The organism is Halomicrococcus gelatinilyticus, assembly GCA_024227995.1.
Classification (GTDB): Archaea; Halobacteriota; Halobacteria; order Halobacteriales; family Haladaptataceae; genus Halomicrococcus; species Halomicrococcus gelatinilyticus.
Genome location: CP100465.1, coordinates 2,417,681 through 2,437,613 on the forward strand (window position 1 = coordinate 2,417,681; position 19,933 = coordinate 2,437,613).

Below are 19,933 nucleotides of genomic sequence, written 5' to 3' on the forward strand. Positions count from 1 at the left end.
ACGTTCACCTCGCTGCGCTCGGTGAACTCCCCGCCGCCGCATTCGCTCCTCACGCTCCGCTCGCGTTCCCGACGACCGTCTGGTTCACCTCGTAGATGCGGACGCTGCCGAAGTGGTCGACCTGCGAGATGCCGGGATACCTGTCGAAGTCGGTGTTCACCCGTCCGTACCGCTCGGTCTCGTGCGGGCCGAGGTAGATGTAGCGCACGTCGTAGCGGTCGAGCAGGCGCTCGCGGGTCTCCCAGTCGGCGGTGTATATCTGATCGACGTCCGCCGTGCGCTCGCGGTAGGCGTCCGTGCCGCGGTAGATGCGCTCTTTGGTCCAGCCGACGACGGTCGGGAGGCCCGTCAGCGACGCCGCCGGGTTCGACCACTGGTAGGGTTTCCCGGGCGCGGAGACGATGTGGGGCCGGCCGCTCCGGGCGTCCAGCCACGCGATGGCCGCCGTCTCGGTCGGGTGCGTGGACTCGACGAACGCCTTGCCGTCCAGCGTCGGGTCGTCCGCGCGGTGGATGCGCTTGTCAGCGGCGACGTGCTCGCCCAGCGCGAAGACGCCGTAGACGCCGGTCGAGAGCACGAGCGCGACGGCGAGCACGGCGCTCACCTGCCGTCTGGAGACGGGGAGGCCGGGGACGTCCCAGTCCGGGACCGCCCCCGAGACGAGGCTCGCGAGCGCGACGCCGGCGGCCGTCCCCCACAGCACCCAGACCTGCATGTACACCTTGAACACCGTGTTGTACCGGGTCGGGACGGCGTTGTCGCGGACGTAGACGAACTCGACGAGGAGCACCAGTCCCGCGCCCGCGACGACCAGGACCGTCTCGAAGTCGACGCCGTCGGTGGTGCGCAGCAGCGCCCACGCGACGAACAGGAGCGGGGCGACGAGCGCGATAGCGGCGACGTTCCACTGCCAGCCGGCGAAGAGGAACGCCGCGCCCAGCGCGCCGACCTCGGTGGCGCTGTCGGTCACGGTGCGCTTCGCGTACGAGCCGAGGTAGAGCGCGAACACGGCGAGGAACGCGCCGTGGACGACGAGCAGTCCGACGAAGCTGCTCCGGTCGGGGAAGAAGACGATGCCGCGCGACCCCGCTGCGCCGAGCAGGACGTTGAGGACGAACGGGCCGGCCCAGACGAACGCCAGGACGCCGACGACGGCGGTGACGGCCAGCGCACCCAGGATGCGGACGAGCTCCTCCCGGAGTCGTCGGTCGGGGGCCGGCGCCGCGACGCGTGGCAGGAGTGACAGCGGGTGGGCGTCGGCGAACGTCAGTCCGAGCCAGGTGACGCCCAGCGTCGTCGGGAAGCTCCAGAAGTTGGTGGTGGCGACCAGGCCGGACGCGGCCGGGAGCGCGCCGAAGACGATCGCCTGCCGTCGGCGGGTGTCCTCGGCAGGCGTCCGATAGGCCACGTACGTCAGCGCGGCGACGATCACGAGGAACGGCTGGCTCATCATGTGCGCGTGGAGGTCGCCGTTGATGTACGCGAACAGTGGGAACTCCGTGATGGTGCCGGGGATGACGCGGCTGGCGTCCCAGTAGAAGAAGTCCTTCGGAGCGAGTCCCAGGCCTTCGTCCATCTCCAGCACGGTGGCGACGTGCGTCGACAGCGACGCGGGGAGGACGCCCGCGGCGAGGCGCAGGGCGGTGAACAGGTTGCTCGCGAACGCGACGAAGAAGGCCGCCAGCCCGCCGGCGAGCCGTCGGGACGCGCCGCGGCTGTCGGCGACGGCACCCGCGAGCCCGTAGACGGACGTGACGAGCATCGCGTAGAAGCCGGCCAGCGCGAGGTTGTAGGCGTAGCGCGGGAGCGTCCCCGTTATCGTCGTGAGGACCGCCGTCATGAGGTGGCCGCCGTAGTAGTACGCGACGGGTTCCCCGGCCCACCACATGTCCTCTGGCGGGAGCGCGGGCGCGCGCATGAGCGACTTGAGCAGGCCGAAGTCGAGGAACTTCTCGCCGGCACGTGGCGTGATGGCGGGGTCGACCGCCCGGACGGCGACGAGGAACAGGAACGCCACGGTGAACACCGCCATCGCCTCCGCGTACGCTCGCAGGTCGAGGTCGCGGTCGCGAGCGAGCAGCGCGGATGCAGCGACGACGACGGCGACGGCGACAGCGACGGTCGCAGACGTGAACGCGACCTGGCCGAACCAGTCGGCGAGCAGCGTCACGGTCCCGAGCGCGACGGGTAGTGCGAGCGTCGCACCGCGGTCCGGGAAGCGAGAGAAGAGGGCGGAGGCGACCGGCAGCGCGGCGAGCGCGAACGCGTAGTAGGCGACCAGCCACAGGACGACGAGCGCGTACTCCATTCAGGTCGTTGGTGGCGGCCCGGATAGATAAACATCTTGGGGACGTGAAAGGTCGCCGAGAAGTCGCCCGCGGCGAGGCCGTCACGAAATGCCACGCCGTCTTCGAATCACAACCCTTAACTACAAAACCGGACTACCAGATAGTAGCGGGATGGGATAGCCAGGAGATTCCGGCGGGCTCATAACCCGCAGATCGGTAGTTCAAATCTACCTCCCGCTACTTTCCTTCCGAATTTTCCTCCCCCAGCGAGATTGCTCTGTCTTCCGTTCGACCGTCATCGATCCCGTTGGTTCGTCACGAGGTTCCCGTCATTGATTCGTTCCGGGACGAGCGGGTCCTCATTGTTGTTCGTCTCCCCATATGTATCGTCGCTGGCGCTCCGTTCACGTAGCTTCGGGGCCTTCACGGCAGGGAAACCGGCACGAACCCAGGCGGCCCCGCCACTTATTACCGGAACTTCCGTAACGGAAACGATGACATCAGCACTGTTCGTCGTTAGCGAGGAAGGGTACTGGGGAGAGGAGTGCGTCGAACCGCTGGAGACGCTCTCGGACGCGGGCGTCGAGATATCGGTCGCGACGCCGACCGGGTCGAAACCGGTCGTCGACGAGCGGTCCGTCGACCCGGACGCCGTCGGCGAGGAGACTGCCGAACGCGTACGCGAGGTCCACGAGACGGACCCGCGACTGGCCGACCCGGCACCCATCGCGACCGTCGACGCGGACGACTACGACGCGGTCGTGTTCCCGGGCGGTCACGGAACGGCGTGGGACGTCAACCAGGACCGGCACGCACGCGGGCTGCTCCGCGACGCCCTCGCTGGTGACGAGGGGACGGCGCTGGTCGTCTGCCACGCCGTCGGCCTGCTCGCGTTCACCCGCGACGACGACGGTACCCCCGTCGCGGACGGCCGCGACGTCACTGGATTCCCGAACGAGTGGGAGGAGGACATCGTCGACGAGAACGACTGCATGCCGGACGGCCGGAAACTCCCGTACTGGGTCGAGACGGAGGTGACGGCCGCGGGCGGCAACTGGAACTCGGACCTCGACGCGGACACCTGCGTGCGGACCGACGGCGACCTCGTGACCGGCCGCGGACCGGGGTCGTCGCACGCGGCGGCCGTCGAACTGCTCGACCAGCTCGGCGTCCGGACGTCGGCGTAACGCCGTTCGGCAAGCGAGGGCGCTCTCCCGCCGGGGGCGTCGACTGTCGTACGGCCTGCCGACTGCACCGTTCGCTGTACGCCGTCTTCCGTCTCCATTTCATCGCTTCCACGTCCGTGGCTTCCTCGCGTACGACGTAGGATAAGGGAAGTCGGCGTAACGAGAGGTCCACGGACGCAGGGTCACGTCGAAGCGTGTGATTTATTCACTTGCTCCACACAGTTGCGCCAGAGGAATCGATTGTGCTCGGAACGCGCGGCGTGCTGGCGATCATGGCCGGTCTCGCGATGACCGGTGGTCTCGTCGTCCACCGGAAGGGACGTGAACAGACCGGGCTGTGGCTGCTGACGGCCGGGTTCGCGCTGGCGAGTCTCTGGTCGGGACTGAGCGTCGTCTGGGCGCCGGACAACCCGAGCATGCTGCCTGGTGACTCCTATCTCGTCATGGGGACGACTGCCGTGGCCGGGACGATCTACTACGGCACTCTGGCGCAGGAGAGCGCGAACAGGTCCCGGTGACCCGGTGAAGTTTGCAACTGTCGAGTAGATTGCCCCAGTCCTATTCTTGGGTTCCTTATTCCCGCGGAAACAAAAACCTTCTGTTAATCATTATCTTTAAATACATCTTGTACAAGTGTATGGTATGCCACGGCGACGCAACCCAAGTGGTAAGGATGACAGTCGACGTAACTTTCTGAAGGCGAGCGGTGCCGGTGCGGTCGCACTCTCGCTGGCCGGCTGTTCCGGCGGTGGAGGGAACAATACCAGCACGACCGACGACGGCCCCAGTGGCACCGGTACGACCACCGCCACCGAGAACACCATCGGTCCCGACCAGATCGAACGCGGTGGCACGCTCCGGTACGGGATGGCGACGAACCCGGACACCTCGAACATCATGACGTCCGGCTCCGTGTACGCGGCAGTCGGGTGGTACCCGGTCTACGACTTCGGTCTGACCCAGGACCCGATCACGTTCGAGTTCCACGAAGGCGTCTTCACTGACTGGACGATCGAGAACACCGATTCGGAGAAACCGGACATCTACGCGAACGTCCGCACGGAAGGACTGGAGTGGAACGACGGCGAGGAGTTCAAGCCGATTGAGGACGTGCTGTTCTCCCACCAGTTCCTGCTCGACAACGAACCGGGCGAGTGGACCGCCTGGAACGACTACGAGGCGGTCGAGGAGGCCAGCAACGACTGGGACATCCACATCAAGATGTCCAACCAGGTCGGCACGTGGGAGTCCGCTATCCTTGCTAGCGTACCGATCATCCCGAAGCACATCTGGTCGAACGTCGACTGGGAAGCGTACGCCCCCCACGAGGAGCGCGAGGAAGGCCCCGTCGGTACCGGGCCGGCGAAGCTCGTGAAGTTCAAGCCCGACACGTCGATGCAGCTCAAGACCCGGCGCGACTACGTCGAGAACACGTACGCGCTCAACAAGCTCGACTGGAAGAAGGAACACCCCTCCGTCATCCACGGCGGGCCGTTCCTCGACGGCGTGAACTTCAAGGTCTACGGCGGGAAGAACCCGAAGACGCAGGCGTTCCTCAACGGCGACATCGACACCCACTACGGAACGCTGGACACCTCGAAGATTCCGAAGGCGCGAAAACAGTCCGGACTCGGTCTCGTCAAAGCCTTCGACAGCGGTTTCACCTACATCGGTTACAACCTGCGCCGCGCGCCGCTCGACGACGTGTCGATGCGGCAGGCGATGGCGTTCGCCTGGGACGAGAAGTTCTGGACGCAGAGCCTGAAGGGCGGCTACGTTATCGACGGCGACTACGCACAGCCGCCGGGCTACCGTGCCGTCCGCCCCGAGACGGTCCACGATGCCAAACTGCTCGAAGCACCGGAGACGAACATGTTCACGTTCCGCCGGAAGTCCGGCAAGACGGTCGACAAACAGGCCATCCGTGACTTCCTCACGAGCGGGAAGGTCATCGGCGCGGACGGCGGCACGTTCGCCGGGAAGGACGTGCCCGGCACGTTCTCCGGCGTCGATGCGAGTCGGTCGAGCGCGAAGCACGACTACAGCTTCGGCGAACCGGTGTCCGAGGCCATCAGGGAACAGGATGGTGCGGACAAGGAGATCCGCGTCAACGGCAATACCATCCCCGAGATGATGGACGGCGACGCGATCACGCTGCTCATGGACCCGCCGGGCGACAAGCCCAACGAGGCGAAGGCGCTCCAGCAGTGGACCAAGAACCTCCGCCTCGTCGGTATCCCCATCAAGACGACGCCGATCGAGTTCAACGCGATGAGCGAGCGGGTGTACGAAACCGAACAGTTCGACATCTACCCCATGGGATGGGGTGGCTGGAACTCGTTCGGTCTCTCCATCGAGGCCACCTTCCACTCGCGGAACGCGGGCAACGACACGGAAGTGTTCTCCGCGAACGCGATGAACTACGGGAACACCGGCGGCAGTGCGGACGATCTCATCGAGGACGCGTACTCGACCTACGACACGAAGCCGCGCAACAAGAAGTGGGCGAAGGCGCTGGAGCGCATCTACCTTGACCAGCCCTACATGCTCATGGACTACGCGAAGTACCGTTGGCCGATGAACACGGCCAAGTTCGGCGGCTACATCGAGGGCATCGTCGACCCCGGTTACGCGACCTGGACGGACCAGTTCAACAACATCTACCTGAAAGAGAACGTGAAGGAGTAAACGGACGTCCTCCCTCCTCGCTCGTTTTTTGACGGGTGCAACGCCGACGAAGTTTGATAATCATTACATTGATAATGAGTCTGTCCCATGCTTGGGATACGCAGCCGTACGTAATATGCTAATCAGGAAATCGGACACGACGAAGATGCAACCATGACAAACATCAGCGCACGCTATCTGGCGAAACGCCTGGTGGTCTCCTACCTCACCCTGCTGGTCATCATGACGATCCTGTTCGTGCTCGTCAGGAGCATGCCGGGGTCGTTCATCAGCAGCATGATCACCCGGGAGATGGACGCCGAGCAGGTCAGGCGACTCAGAGAGGTCTGGGGACTGAACGAACCGCTGTGGAGACAGTACATCGACTTCATGATCAACTACCAGACCGGGGAGTTCGGTCGTTCGCCGACGGAGCGCACGGCGGTCTGGTCTCTCATCATCCGCCGGTTGCCACGGACGCTCATCCTCTTCGGGTCGTCGTTCATCGTCGCGTACACGGTGGGGCCGCTCGTCGGGATGTACCTGGGCTGGTGGCGCGGGACGAAGAAGGACAAGTCCATCTTCGCGACCGGCCTGACGATGTACTCCATGCCCCCGTTCTGGATCGCGTGGCTGTTCATCTGGCTGTTCGATCACAAACTCGAGCTGCTCAAGTCCACGTTCATGCTCGACCAGTTCGCGGAGTTCACGTGGACGCCGGTCACGGCGATGACGAACATCCTCCATCACATCGCGTTGCCGCTCATCAGCATGGCGTTCGTGGGCTGGGTCGGCGCGATGCTCGTCATGCGTCCGTCGATGAACAACGTCACCAGCCAGGACTACGTGTTCCTCGCGCAGGCGAAGGGACTCAGCGAGCGGACGGTGATGATGAAGCACGCGGCGCGGAACGCGCTCATCCCGGTGGCGACGCAGGCCATCGTCGGCATCGCGTTCATGATCGACGGCAGCGTCATCATCGAGCAGGTGTTCAGCTGGCCCGGCATCGGGAAGCTGATGATAACGGCGGTCCTGCAACAGGACTACCCGATAACGCAGGCGACGTTCTTCCTGCTCGCGGTGATCATCGTCGCTATGCGACTGCTCACCGACATCGTGTACACGATACTCGACCCGCGGATCAAGTTCGGGGAGGAATCATAGATGTCGACGGAATCTGAACAGGCCTCCAGGGTCAACGACTTCAAGGAACGCTGGGAACCGCGCATCGAACGCTTCCGTCGCGGCTGGGACCGCTACACGCGCCACCGGATGGGCGTCATCGGACTGCTCATCCTGACCGTCTACATCCTGTGGGCGCTGTTCCCGTCGGTGTTCGCACCGCACGGCATGGAGTGGCGCGCGTTCGCCGGCAGCGACGCGAGCGCGTACCTCACGCAACAGCAGCGGGCACAGCTTCCCCACCCGCCCGCGTTCGGTTCGCTCACCGGTGACGAGTTCTTCGCACCGTTCGGCACGAACAAGCTCGGATACGGCATCTTCACGAAGATGGTGTACGCCGCCCGTTCGGCGCTCTACATCGGCTTCGCGGCCGGCCTGCTGTCCAGCCTCGTGGGCGTCCCCCTCGGGCTCATCAGTGGGTTCTACGGCGACACCTGGGTCGACGAACTCGTCCAGCGCATCGTGGACGTGATGTACGGCATGCCGTTCATCCCGTTCCTCATCGTCCTCGTCGCTATCCGCGGCATCAGCACGACGAACATCATCTTCGGTATCGCCATCACGTCGTGGCTCAACAACTGCATCCTCATCCGCGGCGAGACGCTGTCGCTGAAGGAGCGGTCCTACATCGAGTCCGCGAAGGTTGCGGGCGCGAGCGACACCCGGATCGTCTTCCGTCACATCTTTCCGAACGTCGTCCCGCTCGCGTTCGTCTTCCTCGCGCAGGACGCGGCGGTGGCGATCCTCGCCCAGGCGTCGCTGGCGTACCTCGGGCTGGCCGACTTCACGACCAACTCGTGGGGACTGATGATCCAGAACGTCAAGGCGTCGGGGTTCATCTTCAGCGCGCCGTGGTGGCTCATCCCGCCGGGGCTCGCCATCACGTCGATCGCCGCGGCGTTCTACTTCATCGGCTTCTCCGTCGAAGACGTCGTCAACCCACAGGACTGATATCATGACACTGCTAGAAGTAAACGACCTTCACGTTCGGTACGACGCCGACGGCCAGCAGGTTCACGCTGTCGACGGCGTCGACTTCAGCGTCGAACACGGCGAGACGTACGGTCTCGTCGGCGAATCGGGGTGTGGCAAGACCACGCTGGCGAAGTCCCTCGTCCACCTGCTGGACTCGAACGGCCACATCGAGAACGGCGAGATATGGTTCGACGGGACGCTCCCGCACTGGGAGGACGAGCGCGGGGAGCCCCGTCGCGAGATCATCGAGGACGACCAGTATCCGGTCCGCGAGGACGGGATGACGGACCTCGCACAGCTCGACAACCAGCAGATCCGCGACGTCCGGTGGCGCAACGTCGCGCTGGTCCCGCAGAGCGCGATGAACGCGCTCAACCCCGTCTACAAGGTCGGCGACCAGATAGTCGAGGCCATCCTCCGTCACGAGCCGGAGACGACGAAGGCGGAGGCGGACCGGCGCGCGCGCGACCTGCTCGAACGAGTCGGTATCGACCCCGAACGAGCGGACGACTACGCCCACCAGTTCAGCGGCGGGATGAAACAGCGCGCGGTCATCGCGATGGCGATGGCGTGCAGTCCCGACCTGCTCATCGCCGACGAGCCGACGACGGCGCTCGACGTCATCATCCAGGACCGCATCCTGGAGGAACTCGAGGAACTGCAGGAGGAGTTCGGCGTCGCCATCCTCGTCGTCAGCCACGACATCAGCGTCATGGCGGAGATCTGTGACAAGCTCGCCGTCATGTACGGCGGGAAGATGATGGAGTCGGGGCCGAAGGCCGACGTCCTCGAGGAGGCAGCCAACCCCTACACGCTGGGGCTCAAGAACTCCTTCCCGACGGTCGAGAAGGCCGACCAGGACCTCGTCTCGATCCCCGGGACGCCTCCGACGCTGCTCGACCCGAGCGACGGCTGCCGCTTCGCGAACCGGTGTCCGTTCGCCATCGAGGAGTGTCACTCCGAACATCCGCCGATGTACGACGTCGAACAGGCAGCGAGCGGGAAACGAACCGAGGCCGGGACGGCGTCCGCGCACCGCTCGGCTTGCTATCGCGTCGACGAACTCGACGCGATGCGAACCGAAGCACGCAAGGAGGAAACATGGCAGCAAATCAACGCGAAGAACCACTGATAGAGATCGACAACGTCTCGAAGCTGTTCGACACGTCCCAGGGGGTCGTCGACCGGCTGCTGGGTCGCGAACCGACGCCCGTCCGTGCAGTCGACGACGTCAGCCTCACCATCAACGAGGGCGACATCATGGGCATCGCCGGCGAGTCCGGGTGTGGGAAGACCACCCTCGGAAAGCTCCTGGTGAAGCTGTACGATCCGACCATGGGGTCGATCGAGTTCGACGGCAGGGACATCACCGATCTGTCCGCCGAGGAGGAGAAGATGTTCCGCCGACGCGTCCAGATGATCTTCCAGGACCCGTTCCAGAGCCTCAACCCACGGATGACGGTGTTCCAGTCGGTCGTCGAGCCGCTGAAGACCAACGACATCGGCGACTCCTACTCGGAACGCCGTGAACGCGTCGTCGAGGTGCTGGAGGACGTCGGACTCGCCCCGGCGGAGACGTACCTCGACGAGTTCCCGTCGGAGCTGTCTGGCGGGGAGCGCCAGCGCGTCGCCATCGCACGCGCGCTCGTCGTCAACCCCGACTTCGTCGTCTGCGACGAACCGGTGTCGATGCTCGACGTCTCCATCCGGGCGGGCGTGCTGAACCTGATGAAGGAACTCCAGGACGAGTACGGCCTGACCTACCTGTTCATCAGCCATGACCTCTCGCTCATCCGGTACATGTGCGACCGGACCGCCATCATGTACCTCGGGAACGTCATCGAGCAGGGGCCGACCGACGACGTGGTGACGAACCCGAAACACCCCTACACGGAGGCGCTGTTCGACGCCGTCCCCGAGGTGGACGCGTACGCGGAACGCCAGCGCGCGAACGTGACGGGGGAGGTCCCCAACCCGCGCAACCCGCCATCCGGGTGCCGGTTCCACCCGCGCTGTTCGAAGATCATCCCGCCGGAGGACTGGACGGGCAGTCAGGCCGGGTTCCGGCGCGCGTACAAGTTCAAGCGCCTGACGCTGACCGGCGAACTCACCGTCGAGGACGTGGTTGCCGACCCGGAGACGGCGGACGAGCAGGCGCTCGCAGACGAACTGCTGTCCTACGGGCTCTCGCTCGAAGTCCCCGAGGAACATCGTATCGAGGGCGAGACAGCGACGACGGTCGACCTGGCGGCGCTCGATCTGTCGCGGGACGCCGAGGAGACGCTCCGTTCGGCGGCCCGTGCGCTCGCCGAGGGCGACCGTGAGGCCGCGGAGGCGGAACTCGACGGTGCGTTCCAGACCCTCTGTGCCAACCAGCACCCCGACCAGCGCGAGACCGGCCAGCAGACCACCGCCTGCCACCTCTACGAGTCGTCGTCCTCCTCCAGCGCCGAACCGGTCGCGCCCGACGCCTCCGACTGAGACGACCGACTGTCGCGGACGACCTCGTCGCCTCTCGTTATCGTCGTTCCGTCGTCTCGTGCGAAACTCTTAGGTGAGTGATATCCGAACGTAGACCTATCGTCATGTCAGCATCGCGCATGCGGTCGCTCGCCCGCCCGGAACGTCCCCTCGTCGTGGCCGCCGTCCTCCTCACCGCCCTCGTCACGCTCTGGCTCCTCGTCCCGACCGTGTACGGTCACCTCGCGACCTACCAGGTCGGTGACATCACGGTGTCGCCGACCGACGTCGAGATGACGGAGGACGGCGAGGCGGTTGCAGTCACGTTCGCGGTTCACAATCCGACGCCCCGTGCGGTTCAGTTCAACAGCGGGCGCGTGAACGTCTACGACGGCGACACGAAGCTGTCCACCGGTACGACGATGCAGTATTCGAAGACCACGATTCCGAGCGGTGAGACGAAGCGCATCACCGGCACCGTCGAGATCGACGCCGAGCACGCGGACCAGACTCGTCGCGCGATCGAGACGGATGGCCTCCGCTACCTCGGGGAGCTCGACGGCGAGATCGGCGACAACTCGATAACGATCACGGTCGGAGGTGACGAGCCGTGACCGAGACGCCGAACGGCTGGTCGGACTCCGGATACGAACACCGCCGAGTGTGGAACGCGCTGGTGACGCTCGGGAAGGGAACCGCCACCGGCGTGACGGCCGGTCTGGCGACGTTCGTCTACGTCAAGCAAGGGCTGATGGCGGCAGACGTGGACCCGGTTGTCCTGCTCGTCATCACGGCTCTCTGTGGCGCGTACGCCCACCTGCTCTCGAACACGCTCCGGGAGAGCATCCGCGTCGGGATGACCGGCTTCTTCGCCGGCGTCGTCGCGTTCGTCGGCGTGTGGATCTCCCCATTGTGGGTGCTCCATTACTCGCCGACGGTTCGGGACGTGTTGCTGCCGTCACTGCTCGGATCGGCCCTCGTGGGTGCGATGTTCCTCTACGCGGCGGCGTACTTCAGCGGGTACCTCACGGCCGTCGTGGTCGACGCGTACACCTGACCGCCACGACCGTCGGCGTCCGGGTGGAACGTATCGTCTGGCACGTGAGAAACCGTGGACGTTTTATCGCTTTCACGCCATGACTGTGCCGTGACGAAGGACACCCCACAGCGAGAACGCTCCGTCCGGGAACGCGGCACGTACGCGAAGCACGGCGACGACCCGACGCTCGCCAGCTACGTCTCCTCCCTGCTGTACGTCCTCTCGGTGCCTGCGCTGCTGCTCGTCACCTACGCGGGGTACTGGTACGACGTCTACGGGTACGGTATGTTGGTGCCCGTGTTCGCCGGTCTGCTGGTCGGTACCATCGCGGTGGCGCTCGCGGTGATGCACCTGCTCACGCGCTAGCGAGCGTTGCTCTGGAACGTCAGGTACAAGAAGATCGCGACGGCCCCGGTGAGCAGCGCGAACTGGAGTCTGGTCGGCGGACCGCGGTGGAGGAAAAAGAGGGTGAGACTGGCGAGCCCCAGCAGGGTCGCGAGGACGAACAGGCCGAGGATGCGGTTCGTCTCGTCGAAGAGGAGGTCGACCAGTCTCGTTCCAGGGTCGTCCATGCAGGACCGTCAGAAGGGGACGTCCTCGTAGACGCACTCCACGGGGTCGGCCGCGAGCTGCTGTGCGAGTGCGTACGTGGTGAGGGCAAGCTTCGTGTCCGCGGTGAACGGCTCGTCGTCCTCGCGCCACTCTGCGACGCTCGCGGCGAACCGGACGTGGGAGTCGTGGACGGTCATGAGCCACTCCGACGGGAGTTCGTCGTGGTCGCCGCGATGGGTCGCCCGGAACAGGTACTTGAACGTGGCGTCGGTCCGCCAGCTGATGTCCTCGCCGGCTTCGTACTCGGGGAGCTGTGGCGTCCCGAACAGCTGGACGAGCCGGTACAGTCCGACGCCGATGTTCGAGCTGTCGGTACCGTCGGTCTTGTGACTGAGGTAGGCCATGACGTCGAGGTCCTCGCGCTCGCGGACGTTGTCCTCGACGAGCACCTGTCCGTCCGAACGTCGACGCTCGATCTCCTCGCGCGGGACGGGTTCGACGACGAGCTCCGCCAGCTCCTCGGGGTCGGGGGCGTCAGGGTGCTTTCGGATCTCCATGTCAGTACGAGAAGTAGGTGAAGCCGCGCCAGCCGGTGTACCCCAGCCCGAGCGTGGCGATACCGACCGCCAGGACGACGAGCGATTCGGTCTTCGACATGGCTCCGGGGTCGAGGCTGGTGAGGTCGAAGTACAGCGACAGTCCGAACATCACGAAGATGTATCCGACGACCGTACTCAACAGGGCCACGGTGATAGAGAGGAACCCAACCGGACCACGGAGGGATTTCGGCACGCTATTTTTGAGCGCCATGGTTTGTGGTACTGTGGAACAAGCTTAAAAGTTCTGCAATTTCGCCTTGTCTTCACTCGTCGTCCTGCGTTTCGAGGTGCTCCAGCCCCTCGTCCCCGAGCGGCGACATATCCTCGTCGAACTCCTCCTCGTCGGATTCGACCGACGGCGTGCTCTCCGTGAGGATGTCGGTGACGAGGCTATCGCGATGGATCTTGAGGCGGTAGCCGACCCAGATGAGGGCGACGCCGGGGACGACCCGGAAGACGGCCGCCGGCGACGTGGGAGAGTACTGGCTGGTCACGACGCCGCCGTGGAGCGCGTCACCGACCAGCAGCGCCCCACCGACGAGCGCCGTCGTCGACAGCATCGCGAGGAACTGGCGCGACGGCATCGTTACCCGTCGCCGTCTTCGTCCTCGATGACCACTTCGCCGTCGACCACGTCGACGTTGATGAGCGTCTTCACGTCGTGGTCGGTGTCGTCGAGTTCGTTCTCGCCGACCTTCTTGATGACGGCGACGATGTCGACGACGTCGGCGCCGATGTACCCCAGCGCCTCGGTGACGGCCTTCATCGTGCCGCCCGTGCTGAGGACGTCGTCGAGCACGAGCACGCGGTCGCCGTCCTCGACGTTGTTGATGTACATCTCGTTCTCGGAGTAGCCCGTCTGCTGGGAGAGCGCGACCTCGCCGTCGAGGCCGTACTGTCGCTTGCGGATGACGACCAGCGGGATGTCGGTCATCAGCGAGACGGCGGTGGAGATGTGGATACCCATCGCCGCGGGCGTGACGATCTTGTCGACGTTCTCGAGGTCGGCCTTGCGGATGATCTTGATGACGATCTCGCGGAGGAGGCTCGGTTCGAGGACGGGGATCCCGTCGCTGACCGGATGGACGAAGTAGTGGTATCCGTTCTTCTCGATGATAGGGGCGTCGAGCAGCGACTGCTTCAGTTGGTCCATGTTGGGGGTATTCGACCCACAGGAAAAAGGTGCCGGTATCACGAGCCGTGCGCGTCACGTCCGCACACGTCACTCGTCGGCGTCAGCGCTGAATCGCCCGTCCGCCGAAGTCACCCGTCGGCGTCCGCACCGCCCTCGATGAGCGTCCCCGGGGTCCCGCCGCTCAGGAACGCCCCGAGTGCGTCCGGCCCGAAGACGGAGGCCGGCGTCGCCAGGCCCAGCAACGCCCTGACCTTCCCCGCCATGCCGCCGGTCACGTCCGTCGCGTCGCTCTCGCCGAGGACGTCGGCGACGGCGTCGTAGTCGTCGATGCGCTCGACGACCGCGTCGTCGGCGTCGAGTACGCCCGGGACCGTCGAACAGAACCCGACGCGGTCGGCGTCGAGTCCGCGCGCGAGGGAGACGACGAGTTCGTCGCCGCTGACGACGGTGACGCCCTCGCCGGCGTGGGCCACCACGTCGCCGTGGAGGACGGGCACGAACCCTTCGCCCAGCATCGTCTCGACCTGCGCCGTCGGCAGCGCGAGCGTCGCGTCGGCGTCGCGCGTGGCGGCCGAGAACGGATGGACGGGTACGGCCGGCACGCCGCGGTCGTGCAGGCGCGCGAGCACGAACTCGTTCAACGTCTTCATCGCGCCGTGGATGTCCACCGCAGCTCCTGCGTCGTCGCTTCCCGCCGTCTTCGAGACCCCGTGCTCGCTGGCGTGGTGGTGGCCGAAGCTACCGCCGCCGTGGACGACGACGAGGTCGTCGACGTCGACGGCGGCGATGGCGTCCGCCAGCCGGTCCAGCGCCGCGCCGTCGAGGGTGTCGGCGCGGTCCTTCTCCGTGATGACGCTCCCGCCGAGCTTGACGATCGTCGTCATGCGTCCTCCGCGCGAACGCCGTCGGTGTCCAGTTCGGCCCGGAAAGCGTCCTCGCAACCGGGCGTGAACCGCAGCGCCGTGGTGGTCTCGTCGGTCGGGTCGAGCGCGACGATGCAGCCACCGCCGCCCGCGCCGGTCAGCTTCGCGCCGAGCGCGCCCGCGTCCCGGGCCGCCCAGACCATCCCGTCGAGCGAGCGCGAAGAGACGCCGAGCGCCTCCAGCAACCCGTGGTTGAAGTTCATCAGCCGTCCGAGTTCGGCCAGGTCGCCGTCGGCGAGCGCGTCCTCGCCGCGGCGGACGACGTCGCCGATGCTCTCGACCGTGTCCGCGGCGAAGTCGTACTCCTCGCGGAGCGCCCGCACGCCCGCGACGAGCTTGCCGGTGTCGCCCGCGCCGCCGTCGAACCCGACGACGATGGGCAGGTCGGGCGCGTCGATGCTGCGGCAGTCGTCGCCCTCGACGCGGACCGCGCCGCCGGTCGCCGAGCAGAAGGTGTCGGCGCGCGAGGCCTGGCCGTCCTGGACCGCGAGCTCCGCGCGGTAGGCGCGCTCGGCGATCTCCTCGTCGGAGAGGTCGACGCCGAGTTCGCGCGTCGCGGCGTCGATGCCGGCGACGGTCACTGCGGCGGACGACCCGAGGCCCGCCCCGAGCGGTATCTCGCTCTCGATGGTGATGTCGAAGCCGGCGTTCGGCGCGTCCGCCGCCTCGCGGGCCTCCGAGACCGCGGCGTCGACGTACCCGATGCCCTCCTCGACGAGCGGCGTCGACACGTCGACGTCCGGCGTCGCCCCCGTCTCGCCGCTGTACTCGACCGTGAAGCCGTCGAGGCTCAGGTCCTGGGCGTGGACCCGCAACCGGTCGTCGTCGCGTTCCTCGACCGTCACCGTCGCACGGCGTTCGATGGCGCACGGCACCGCGGGTTCGCCGTAGACGACGGCGTGCTCCCCGAAGAGGTAGACCTTCCCCGGGGCACTCGACTCTGTCATGGTCGTGGCTGCGCGTCCGGACGTAACAGGGTTTTCGGAGTCGCTCCCGCGCCCGGCGGTACTATCAGTCTGCTGTCATCGGTTAGTCGATTCCAAGCATTAATCAGGGAAGAGTGCGGTTTCTCCCGGTAGAGTTCATCCATGGCGACCGAACAGGTAAACGCGACGTCGGCGATCGCACCGGACGACGACGCCGTGTTCTGGCGACAGGCATTCGAATCGCTCGTCGAGACGCTGCCGGAGCCGGCGTTCGTCGTCGACGGCGACGGGTACGTCACTCACTGGAACGACGGCGTCGAATCGCTGACGGGCTACCCGGCGGCGGACGCCGTCGGCGAACACGCCTTCGACCTGTTCGGGACGAAGGGGCAGGACGAGACCCTCGCCGAGGAGGTCGTCCGGACCGCGGAGCCGATCCGCGAGACGGCCATCCGTAGCGCGGAGTCTGCCGACGGCGACGTGTTTCACGGTCGCGCCCTCGGCGTCCCCATCACGACGCCTGCCGGCGAGTCGGTCGGGGCGGTCGAGATAATCACCCGTCTCACGGACCTCGTCGAGCAGCGCGAGCAGGTGCGCGAACTCCAGCAGAAGCTCTCCGGCGAGGTCGAGGTCGCGGTCGACGAACTGCGCGACTCGGCGACGGAGGTCTCCGAGAACGCCCAGGAGATCAGCGACTTCGCGCAGGAGCAGACGGACAACCTCGAGGAGATCCAGTCCGAGGTCGGCACGTTCAGCGCCACGGTCGAGCAGATCGCCTCCAGCGCGGAGGAGGTCAGCAGCCAGAGTTCGGAGGCGAAGGCGCTCGCGGAGGAGTCCGCCGACGCGGCGGAGGAGACGCTCGACGCCGTCGAGGACGTCGCCGACGAGGCCGGCGGCGTCGCCGACGACGCCAGGACCCTCGAGGAGCGCGTCGACGAGATCGACGAGATCGTCGACGTCATCAACGACATCGCCGACCAGACGAACCTGCTCGCGCTCAACGCCAACATCGAGGCCGCGCGCGCGAAGGACGGCGGCGACGGGTTCGCCGTCGTCGCGAACGAGATCAAGGACCTCGCCGAGCAGTCGAAACAGCGCGTCGACGAGATCGAGCGCATCGTCGAGGAGGTCCGCGAGACGGCGCTCGGGACGGTCGACAGCGTCGAATCGCAGACCGACCGCATCGACTCGGTCGCCGCCGACATCGAGACGGTCGTCGACAACCAGCAGTCCATCGTCTCGGCCATCCAGGAGACCGACGTCGGCGTCACCGAGATCGCGGAGGCCACCGACGACCAGGCCGCCAGCGCCGAGGAGATCGCCAGCATGGTCGACACCACCGTCGACCGGAGCGCGGAGGTGTCCGACGCCGTCGAGGAGGTCGCCGCGGCCAACGAGGAGCAGACGATGATGGTCGAGGACCTCGAGGAGAGCCTGGAGTCCGTCGAGGAAGAGATACAGGCGGTTCTGGACGACTGAGGCTGCACGGTCGCCACCTCGTTCTCTCCTTTCCATCTACCGGCATCAGGAGCGCCATCAGCAGCGACCCTGGCGGTGACGGGTGGCGAGTTGCTGCGTCGCTTACCGACGGTAGGAAGCGCGAGAAAACGGCCTAAATAGCAGCGAAAACGGCGTTAAATCCCGCTCTCGAAGTCGTCGAGCGAGTAGGCGGGCTCTGCGCCACGGCGGTCGAGCGTCTCGTTGGCCAGCAGCCAGTAGACGACCGACAGCGCCTTGCGCCCCTTGTTGTTCGTCGGGACGACGAGGTCGACGTTGCTGGTGTTGTTGTTGGAGTCGCACATCGCGATGACCGGGATGCCCACCGTGATGGCCTCCTTGACGGCCTGGGAGTCACCGATGGGGTCGGTGACGACCAGGACGTCCGGCTCGATGTAGCCGTCGTACTTGGGGTTCGTGAGCGTGCCCGGGATGAACCGTCCGGTGCGTGCGCGCGCGCCGACCGCGTCCGCGAACTTCTCCGCGGGGAAGCGGCCGTACTGGCGCGAACTCGTCACGAGGATCTGTTCGGGGTCGTAGTTGGCCAGGAAGTCGGCCGCGGTCCGGATGCGACCGTCCGTCCGGCTCACGTCGAGGACGTAGAGGCCGTCCGTGCGGACGCGGTGGATGAACCGCTCCATGTCCTGGGTCTTCTGCTGGGTGCCGATGTGGACGCCAGCGCCGAGGTAGTCCTCGACGGGGATGAGGAGGTCGGCCTCCTCGTCGCCGAGCACGTCCTCGTCCAGCTGGGGGCCCTCGTCTTCGGTCTCCGTTTCGGCCTCGTCCGCCTGCGCGCCGACGTCCTCCTCGGGGTCGGTGCCGGGGTTCGCGCCCGACTCGCCCTCGGGTTCGGCGTCGATCTCCTCCTCCGCGGCGTCGAGACCGTCCGCTTCGTCTACCTGTTCGGGGTCGTTTTCACTCATAGTCGTGATGCGTTCTGCTCGATCCGCACGAGCTCGTTCAGCTTGGCAGTTCGCTCGCCGCCGACGGCGCCCGTCTTGATGAACGGGGCGTCCGTCGCGACGGCGAGGTGTGCGATGGTCGTGTCCTCCGTCTCGCCACTCCGGTGGGAGATGACCGGGTCGTACCCGTTGCGGACGGCGAGTTCGACCGCGTCGAACGCGTCCGAGAGGGTCCCGATCTGGTTCGGCTTGACGAGGATGGAGTTGCCCGCACCGACGTCGATGCCGTCCGCGAGGCGGTCGGTGTTGGTGACGAACAGGTCGTCACCGCAGATCAGCGTCCGGTCGCCCACCCGCTCGGTGAGCTCCGCGAACCCCTCGTAGTCGTCCTCGTCGAGCGGGTCCTCGACGTACGCGAGGTCGTACTCCTCGACGAGGTCGGCCACGTAGTCGACCTGCTCCTCGGGCGTCCGCGTCTCGCCGTCGTAGTGGTACTCGCCGTCCTCGTACAGTTCGGCGGCGGCCACGTCGAGGCCGAACCGGATGTCGAAGCCGAACTCCTCGGAGACGGCGGCGACGGCCTCCTCCATCACGTCGAACGCGTCGGCGTCGTCGATGGAGGGCGCCCACGCGCCCTCGTCGCCCTTGCCCGCGGGCACGCCGCGCTCGTCGAGCAGGTCGGCCACCTCGTGGTGGACCGCTGCGTTGGCGAACACTGCGTCCTGGACGTTCGGCGCGCCGACCGGCGCGACCAGGAACTCCTGGATGTCCGTCGCGTCGGCGGCGTGTTCGCCGCCGCCGATGACGTTGCCCAGCGGGACCGGGAAGTCGTCACCGCGGAACGCACCGCCGAGGTGCTGGTACAGTGGCGCACCGAGCACGTCGGCGGCGGCCTTCGCGGCGGCCATGCTGATGGCGACGGCGCTGTTCGCGCCGATCTCGGAGAAGTCGTCCGTGCCGTCGGCCGCGCGGAGCGTCCGGTCCACGTCGCGCTGGTCGCCGACGTACACCTTCCCTTCGAGTCGCGGCACGGCGTACTCGCGCGCCGCGGCGATGGCCTCGCCCGGTTCGAGTTCGATCGCCTCGTACTCGCCCGTGCTGGCACCGCTCGGCGCGGCCGCGCGGCCGAACCCGCCGCTCTGGGTGACCACGTCGGCCTCGACGGTCGCGTTACCGCGCGAGTCGAGCACCTGCCGGAGGCGGACGCTCTCGACGAGCGTCATTGGCCCTCCCGACGTACGGTGAACGGCAGGACGCCGGCGTCGTACTCCTCGGCCGCGATGAGGATGGGTTGCGACTCGTCGGTGTCGACGAGCACGGGCGCACCGTAGGACACCTGCAGGGCTCGCGCCCCGATGATGCGTGCTTTCTCGTACCGGGAGTAACGTTGTCGGGCCATCACTGGTAGGGTGCGACGATGTCGACCAGGTCCTTGTGCGAGACGAGCATCCGCCGACAGCACTGGCGGTCGACGCCGAGTTCGTCGAGTACCTTCTCGGGGTCTTCGTCGCCCTCTTTCGTCTCGGCACGTGCCTTGAACTCTTCCCAGTGTTCACCGACGACCTTGCCGCACGTGAAACACCGGACTGGTACCATCATGG

Annotated in this window: 23 protein-coding genes and 1 tRNA gene; 12 read left to right on the forward strand and 12 right to left on the reverse strand. The window is 66.4% G+C overall.

The features are described from left to right. Positions 1–49: 49 nt before the first annotated feature. Complete coding sequence (locus NKT36_RS12760) at positions 50–2,308, reverse strand: DUF2298 domain-containing protein (RefSeq protein ID WP_327051433.1); 2,259 nt, start codon at positions 2,306–2,308, stop codon at positions 50–52. A gap of 145 nt (positions 2,309–2,453) precedes the next feature. On the opposite strand from NKT36_RS12760, the gene NKT36_RS12765 reads away from it, so the two are divergent. The 11 genes from NKT36_RS12765 to NKT36_RS12815 all read left to right on the forward strand — a co-directional run bounded on the left by NKT36_RS12765 (position 2,454) and on the right by NKT36_RS12815 (position 12,164). Further along, positions 2,454–2,528 (forward strand) — tRNA-Met (locus tag NKT36_RS12765). Positions 2,529–2,782: 254 nt separating this feature from the next. Beyond that, positions 2,783–3,475, forward strand: coding sequence for a type 1 glutamine amidotransferase domain-containing protein (locus NKT36_RS12770; protein ID WP_327051434.1), 693 nt, complete (start codon positions 2,783–2,785; stop codon positions 3,473–3,475). 242 nt (positions 3,476–3,717) lie between these two features. Further along, positions 3,718–3,993 (forward strand): hypothetical protein, encoded by a 276-nt coding sequence (locus tag NKT36_RS12775; protein ID WP_327051435.1) that lies wholly within the window; start codon positions 3,718–3,720, stop codon positions 3,991–3,993. A gap of 124 nt (positions 3,994–4,117) precedes the next feature. Next, complete coding sequence (locus NKT36_RS12780; protein ID WP_327051436.1) at positions 4,118–6,163, forward strand: ABC transporter substrate-binding protein; 2,046 nt, start codon at positions 4,118–4,120, stop codon at positions 6,161–6,163. A gap of 153 nt (positions 6,164–6,316) precedes the next feature. Next, entirely contained in the window at positions 6,317–7,306 is a 990-nt protein-coding gene (locus NKT36_RS12785) for an ABC transporter permease (RefSeq protein WP_327051437.1), read from the forward strand. Then, complete coding sequence (locus tag NKT36_RS12790; protein WP_327051438.1) at positions 7,307–8,275, forward strand: ABC transporter permease; 969 nt, start codon at positions 7,307–7,309, stop codon at positions 8,273–8,275. A 4-nt stretch (positions 8,276–8,279) separates the two neighbouring features. Further along, entirely contained in the window at positions 8,280–9,431 is a 1,152-nt protein-coding gene (locus NKT36_RS12795; RefSeq protein WP_327051439.1) for an ABC transporter ATP-binding protein, read from the forward strand. Beyond that, positions 9,401–10,780 carry an ABC transporter ATP-binding protein gene (locus NKT36_RS12800; RefSeq protein WP_327051440.1) on the forward strand — a complete coding sequence of 460 codons (1,380 nt, stop codon included), beginning with the start codon at positions 9,401–9,403 and terminating at the stop codon, positions 10,778–10,780. Before NKT36_RS12795 ends, NKT36_RS12800 begins: the two co-directional genes overlap by 31 nt. Before the next feature lie 104 nt (positions 10,781–10,884). Beyond that, entirely contained in the window at positions 10,885–11,373 is a 489-nt protein-coding gene (locus NKT36_RS12805) for an LEA type 2 family protein (protein ID WP_327051441.1), read from the forward strand. Next, complete coding sequence (locus NKT36_RS12810) at positions 11,370–11,816, forward strand: hypothetical protein (RefSeq protein WP_327051442.1); 447 nt, start codon at positions 11,370–11,372, stop codon at positions 11,814–11,816. Before NKT36_RS12805 ends, NKT36_RS12810 begins: the two co-directional genes overlap by 4 nt. A gap of 90 nt (positions 11,817–11,906) precedes the next feature. Then, positions 11,907–12,164 (forward strand): hypothetical protein, encoded by a 258-nt coding sequence (locus NKT36_RS12815; protein WP_327051443.1) that lies wholly within the window; start codon positions 11,907–11,909, stop codon positions 12,162–12,164. On the opposite strand, the gene NKT36_RS12820 is transcribed toward NKT36_RS12815, so the two are convergent. The 7 genes from NKT36_RS12820 to mvk form a co-directional block, all read right to left on the reverse strand. Then, complete coding sequence (locus tag NKT36_RS12820; RefSeq protein ID WP_327051444.1) at positions 12,161–12,370, reverse strand: hypothetical protein; 210 nt, start codon at positions 12,368–12,370, stop codon at positions 12,161–12,163. The genes NKT36_RS12815 and NKT36_RS12820 overlap by 4 nt on opposite strands. 9 nt (positions 12,371–12,379) lie before the next feature. Further along, positions 12,380–12,907 (reverse strand): hypothetical protein, encoded by a 528-nt coding sequence (locus tag NKT36_RS12825; protein WP_327051445.1) that lies wholly within the window; start codon positions 12,905–12,907, stop codon positions 12,380–12,382. 1 nt (position 12,908) lies between these two features. Further along, positions 12,909–13,160 carry a hypothetical protein gene (locus NKT36_RS12830; RefSeq protein WP_327051446.1) on the reverse strand — a complete coding sequence of 84 codons (252 nt, stop codon included), beginning with the start codon at positions 13,158–13,160 and terminating at the stop codon, positions 12,909–12,911. Between the two features lie 52 nt (positions 13,161–13,212). After that, on the reverse strand, positions 13,213–13,533 hold the full coding sequence (locus NKT36_RS12835) for a hypothetical protein (RefSeq protein ID WP_327051447.1): 321 nt from the start codon (positions 13,531–13,533) through the stop codon (positions 13,213–13,215). Between the two features lie 2 nt (positions 13,534–13,535). After that, positions 13,536–14,102, reverse strand: coding sequence for a hypoxanthine/guanine phosphoribosyltransferase (gene hpt, locus NKT36_RS12840; protein WP_327051448.1), 567 nt, complete (start codon positions 14,100–14,102; stop codon positions 13,536–13,538). A gap of 110 nt (positions 14,103–14,212) precedes the next feature. Next, positions 14,213–14,968: an isopentenyl phosphate kinase gene (locus NKT36_RS12845; protein ID WP_327051449.1), complete on the reverse strand. Its 756-nt coding sequence runs from the start codon at positions 14,966–14,968 to the stop codon at positions 14,213–14,215. Beyond that, positions 14,965–15,954, reverse strand: a complete 990-nt coding sequence (mvk, locus tag NKT36_RS12850) for a mevalonate kinase (protein ID WP_327051450.1) — start codon at positions 15,952–15,954, stop codon at positions 14,965–14,967. Before mvk ends, NKT36_RS12845 begins: the two co-directional genes overlap by 4 nt. Before the next feature lie 141 nt (positions 15,955–16,095). Between mvk and NKT36_RS12855 the strand changes: the two genes are divergently transcribed. After that, positions 16,096–17,412 carry a methyl-accepting chemotaxis protein gene (locus tag NKT36_RS12855; protein ID WP_327051451.1) on the forward strand — a complete coding sequence of 439 codons (1,317 nt, stop codon included), beginning with the start codon at positions 16,096–16,098 and terminating at the stop codon, positions 17,410–17,412. A 155-nt stretch (positions 17,413–17,567) separates the two neighbouring features. Here NKT36_RS12855 and rpsB read toward each other — a convergent pair whose 3' ends face one another. From rpsB to NKT36_RS12875, 4 genes are read right to left on the reverse strand one after another with little or no spacing between them, the layout of a single operon-like run. Beyond that, positions 17,568–18,353 (reverse strand): 30S ribosomal protein S2, encoded by a 786-nt coding sequence (gene rpsB / locus NKT36_RS12860; protein ID WP_327051452.1) that lies wholly within the window; start codon positions 18,351–18,353, stop codon positions 17,568–17,570. Then, positions 18,350–19,555, reverse strand: coding sequence for a phosphopyruvate hydratase (eno, locus tag NKT36_RS12865; RefSeq protein ID WP_327051453.1), 1,206 nt, complete (start codon positions 19,553–19,555; stop codon positions 18,350–18,352). The genes rpsB and eno overlap by 4 nt, the downstream gene beginning before the upstream one ends. Beyond that, on the reverse strand, positions 19,552–19,731 hold the full coding sequence (locus NKT36_RS12870; protein ID WP_327051454.1) for a DNA-directed RNA polymerase subunit K: 180 nt from the start codon (positions 19,729–19,731) through the stop codon (positions 19,552–19,554). Before NKT36_RS12870 ends, eno begins: the two co-directional genes overlap by 4 nt. Next, positions 19,731–19,931, reverse strand: coding sequence for a DNA-directed RNA polymerase subunit N (locus tag NKT36_RS12875; protein ID WP_327051455.1), 201 nt, complete (start codon positions 19,929–19,931; stop codon positions 19,731–19,733). The genes NKT36_RS12870 and NKT36_RS12875 overlap by 1 nt, the downstream gene beginning before the upstream one ends. Between the last annotated feature and the right edge of the window lie 2 nt (positions 19,932–19,933).

Coding starts and splice junctions, on each gene's coding strand:
- hpt (WP_327051448.1), bottom strand. CDS start 14,102: ATGGACCAACTGAAGCAGTCGCTGCTCGACGCCCCTATCATCGAGAAG.
- NKT36_RS12830 (WP_327051446.1), bottom strand. CDS start 13,160: ATGGCGCTCAAAAATAGCGTGCCGAAATCCCTCCGTGGTCCGGTTGGG.
- NKT36_RS12785 (WP_327051437.1), top strand. CDS start 6,317: ATGACAAACATCAGCGCACGCTATCTGGCGAAACGCCTGGTGGTCTCC.
- NKT36_RS12855 (WP_327051451.1), top strand. CDS start 16,096: ATGGCGACCGAACAGGTAAACGCGACGTCGGCGATCGCACCGGACGAC.
- NKT36_RS12800 (WP_327051440.1), top strand. CDS start 9,401: ATGGCAGCAAATCAACGCGAAGAACCACTGATAGAGATCGACAACGTC.
- NKT36_RS12845 (WP_327051449.1), bottom strand. CDS start 14,968: ATGACGACGATCGTCAAGCTCGGCGGGAGCGTCATCACGGAGAAGGAC.
- NKT36_RS12760 (WP_327051433.1), bottom strand. CDS start 2,308: ATGGAGTACGCGCTCGTCGTCCTGTGGCTGGTCGCCTACTACGCGTTC.
- NKT36_RS12780 (WP_327051436.1), top strand. CDS start 4,118: ATGCCACGGCGACGCAACCCAAGTGGTAAGGATGACAGTCGACGTAAC.
- rpsB (WP_327051452.1), bottom strand. CDS start 18,353: ATGAGTGAAAACGACCCCGAACAGGTAGACGAAGCGGACGGTCTCGAC.
- NKT36_RS12795 (WP_327051439.1), top strand. CDS start 8,280: ATGACACTGCTAGAAGTAAACGACCTTCACGTTCGGTACGACGCCGAC.
- NKT36_RS12790 (WP_327051438.1), top strand. CDS start 7,307: ATGTCGACGGAATCTGAACAGGCCTCCAGGGTCAACGACTTCAAGGAA.
- NKT36_RS12770 (WP_327051434.1), top strand. CDS start 2,783: ATGACATCAGCACTGTTCGTCGTTAGCGAGGAAGGGTACTGGGGAGAG.
- NKT36_RS12825 (WP_327051445.1), bottom strand. CDS start 12,907: ATGGAGATCCGAAAGCACCCTGACGCCCCCGACCCCGAGGAGCTGGCG.
- NKT36_RS12805 (WP_327051441.1), top strand. CDS start 10,885: ATGTCAGCATCGCGCATGCGGTCGCTCGCCCGCCCGGAACGTCCCCTC.
- NKT36_RS12820 (WP_327051444.1), bottom strand. CDS start 12,370: ATGGACGACCCTGGAACGAGACTGGTCGACCTCCTCTTCGACGAGACG.
- NKT36_RS12875 (WP_327051455.1), bottom strand. CDS start 19,931: ATGATGGTACCAGTCCGGTGTTTCACGTGCGGCAAGGTCGTCGGTGAA.
- eno (WP_327051453.1), bottom strand. CDS start 19,555: ATGACGCTCGTCGAGAGCGTCCGCCTCCGGCAGGTGCTCGACTCGCGC.
- mvk (WP_327051450.1), bottom strand. CDS start 15,954: ATGACAGAGTCGAGTGCCCCGGGGAAGGTCTACCTCTTCGGGGAGCAC.
- NKT36_RS12835 (WP_327051447.1), bottom strand. CDS start 13,533: ATGCCGTCGCGCCAGTTCCTCGCGATGCTGTCGACGACGGCGCTCGTC.
- NKT36_RS12870 (WP_327051454.1), bottom strand. CDS start 19,731: ATGGCCCGACAACGTTACTCCCGGTACGAGAAAGCACGCATCATCGGG.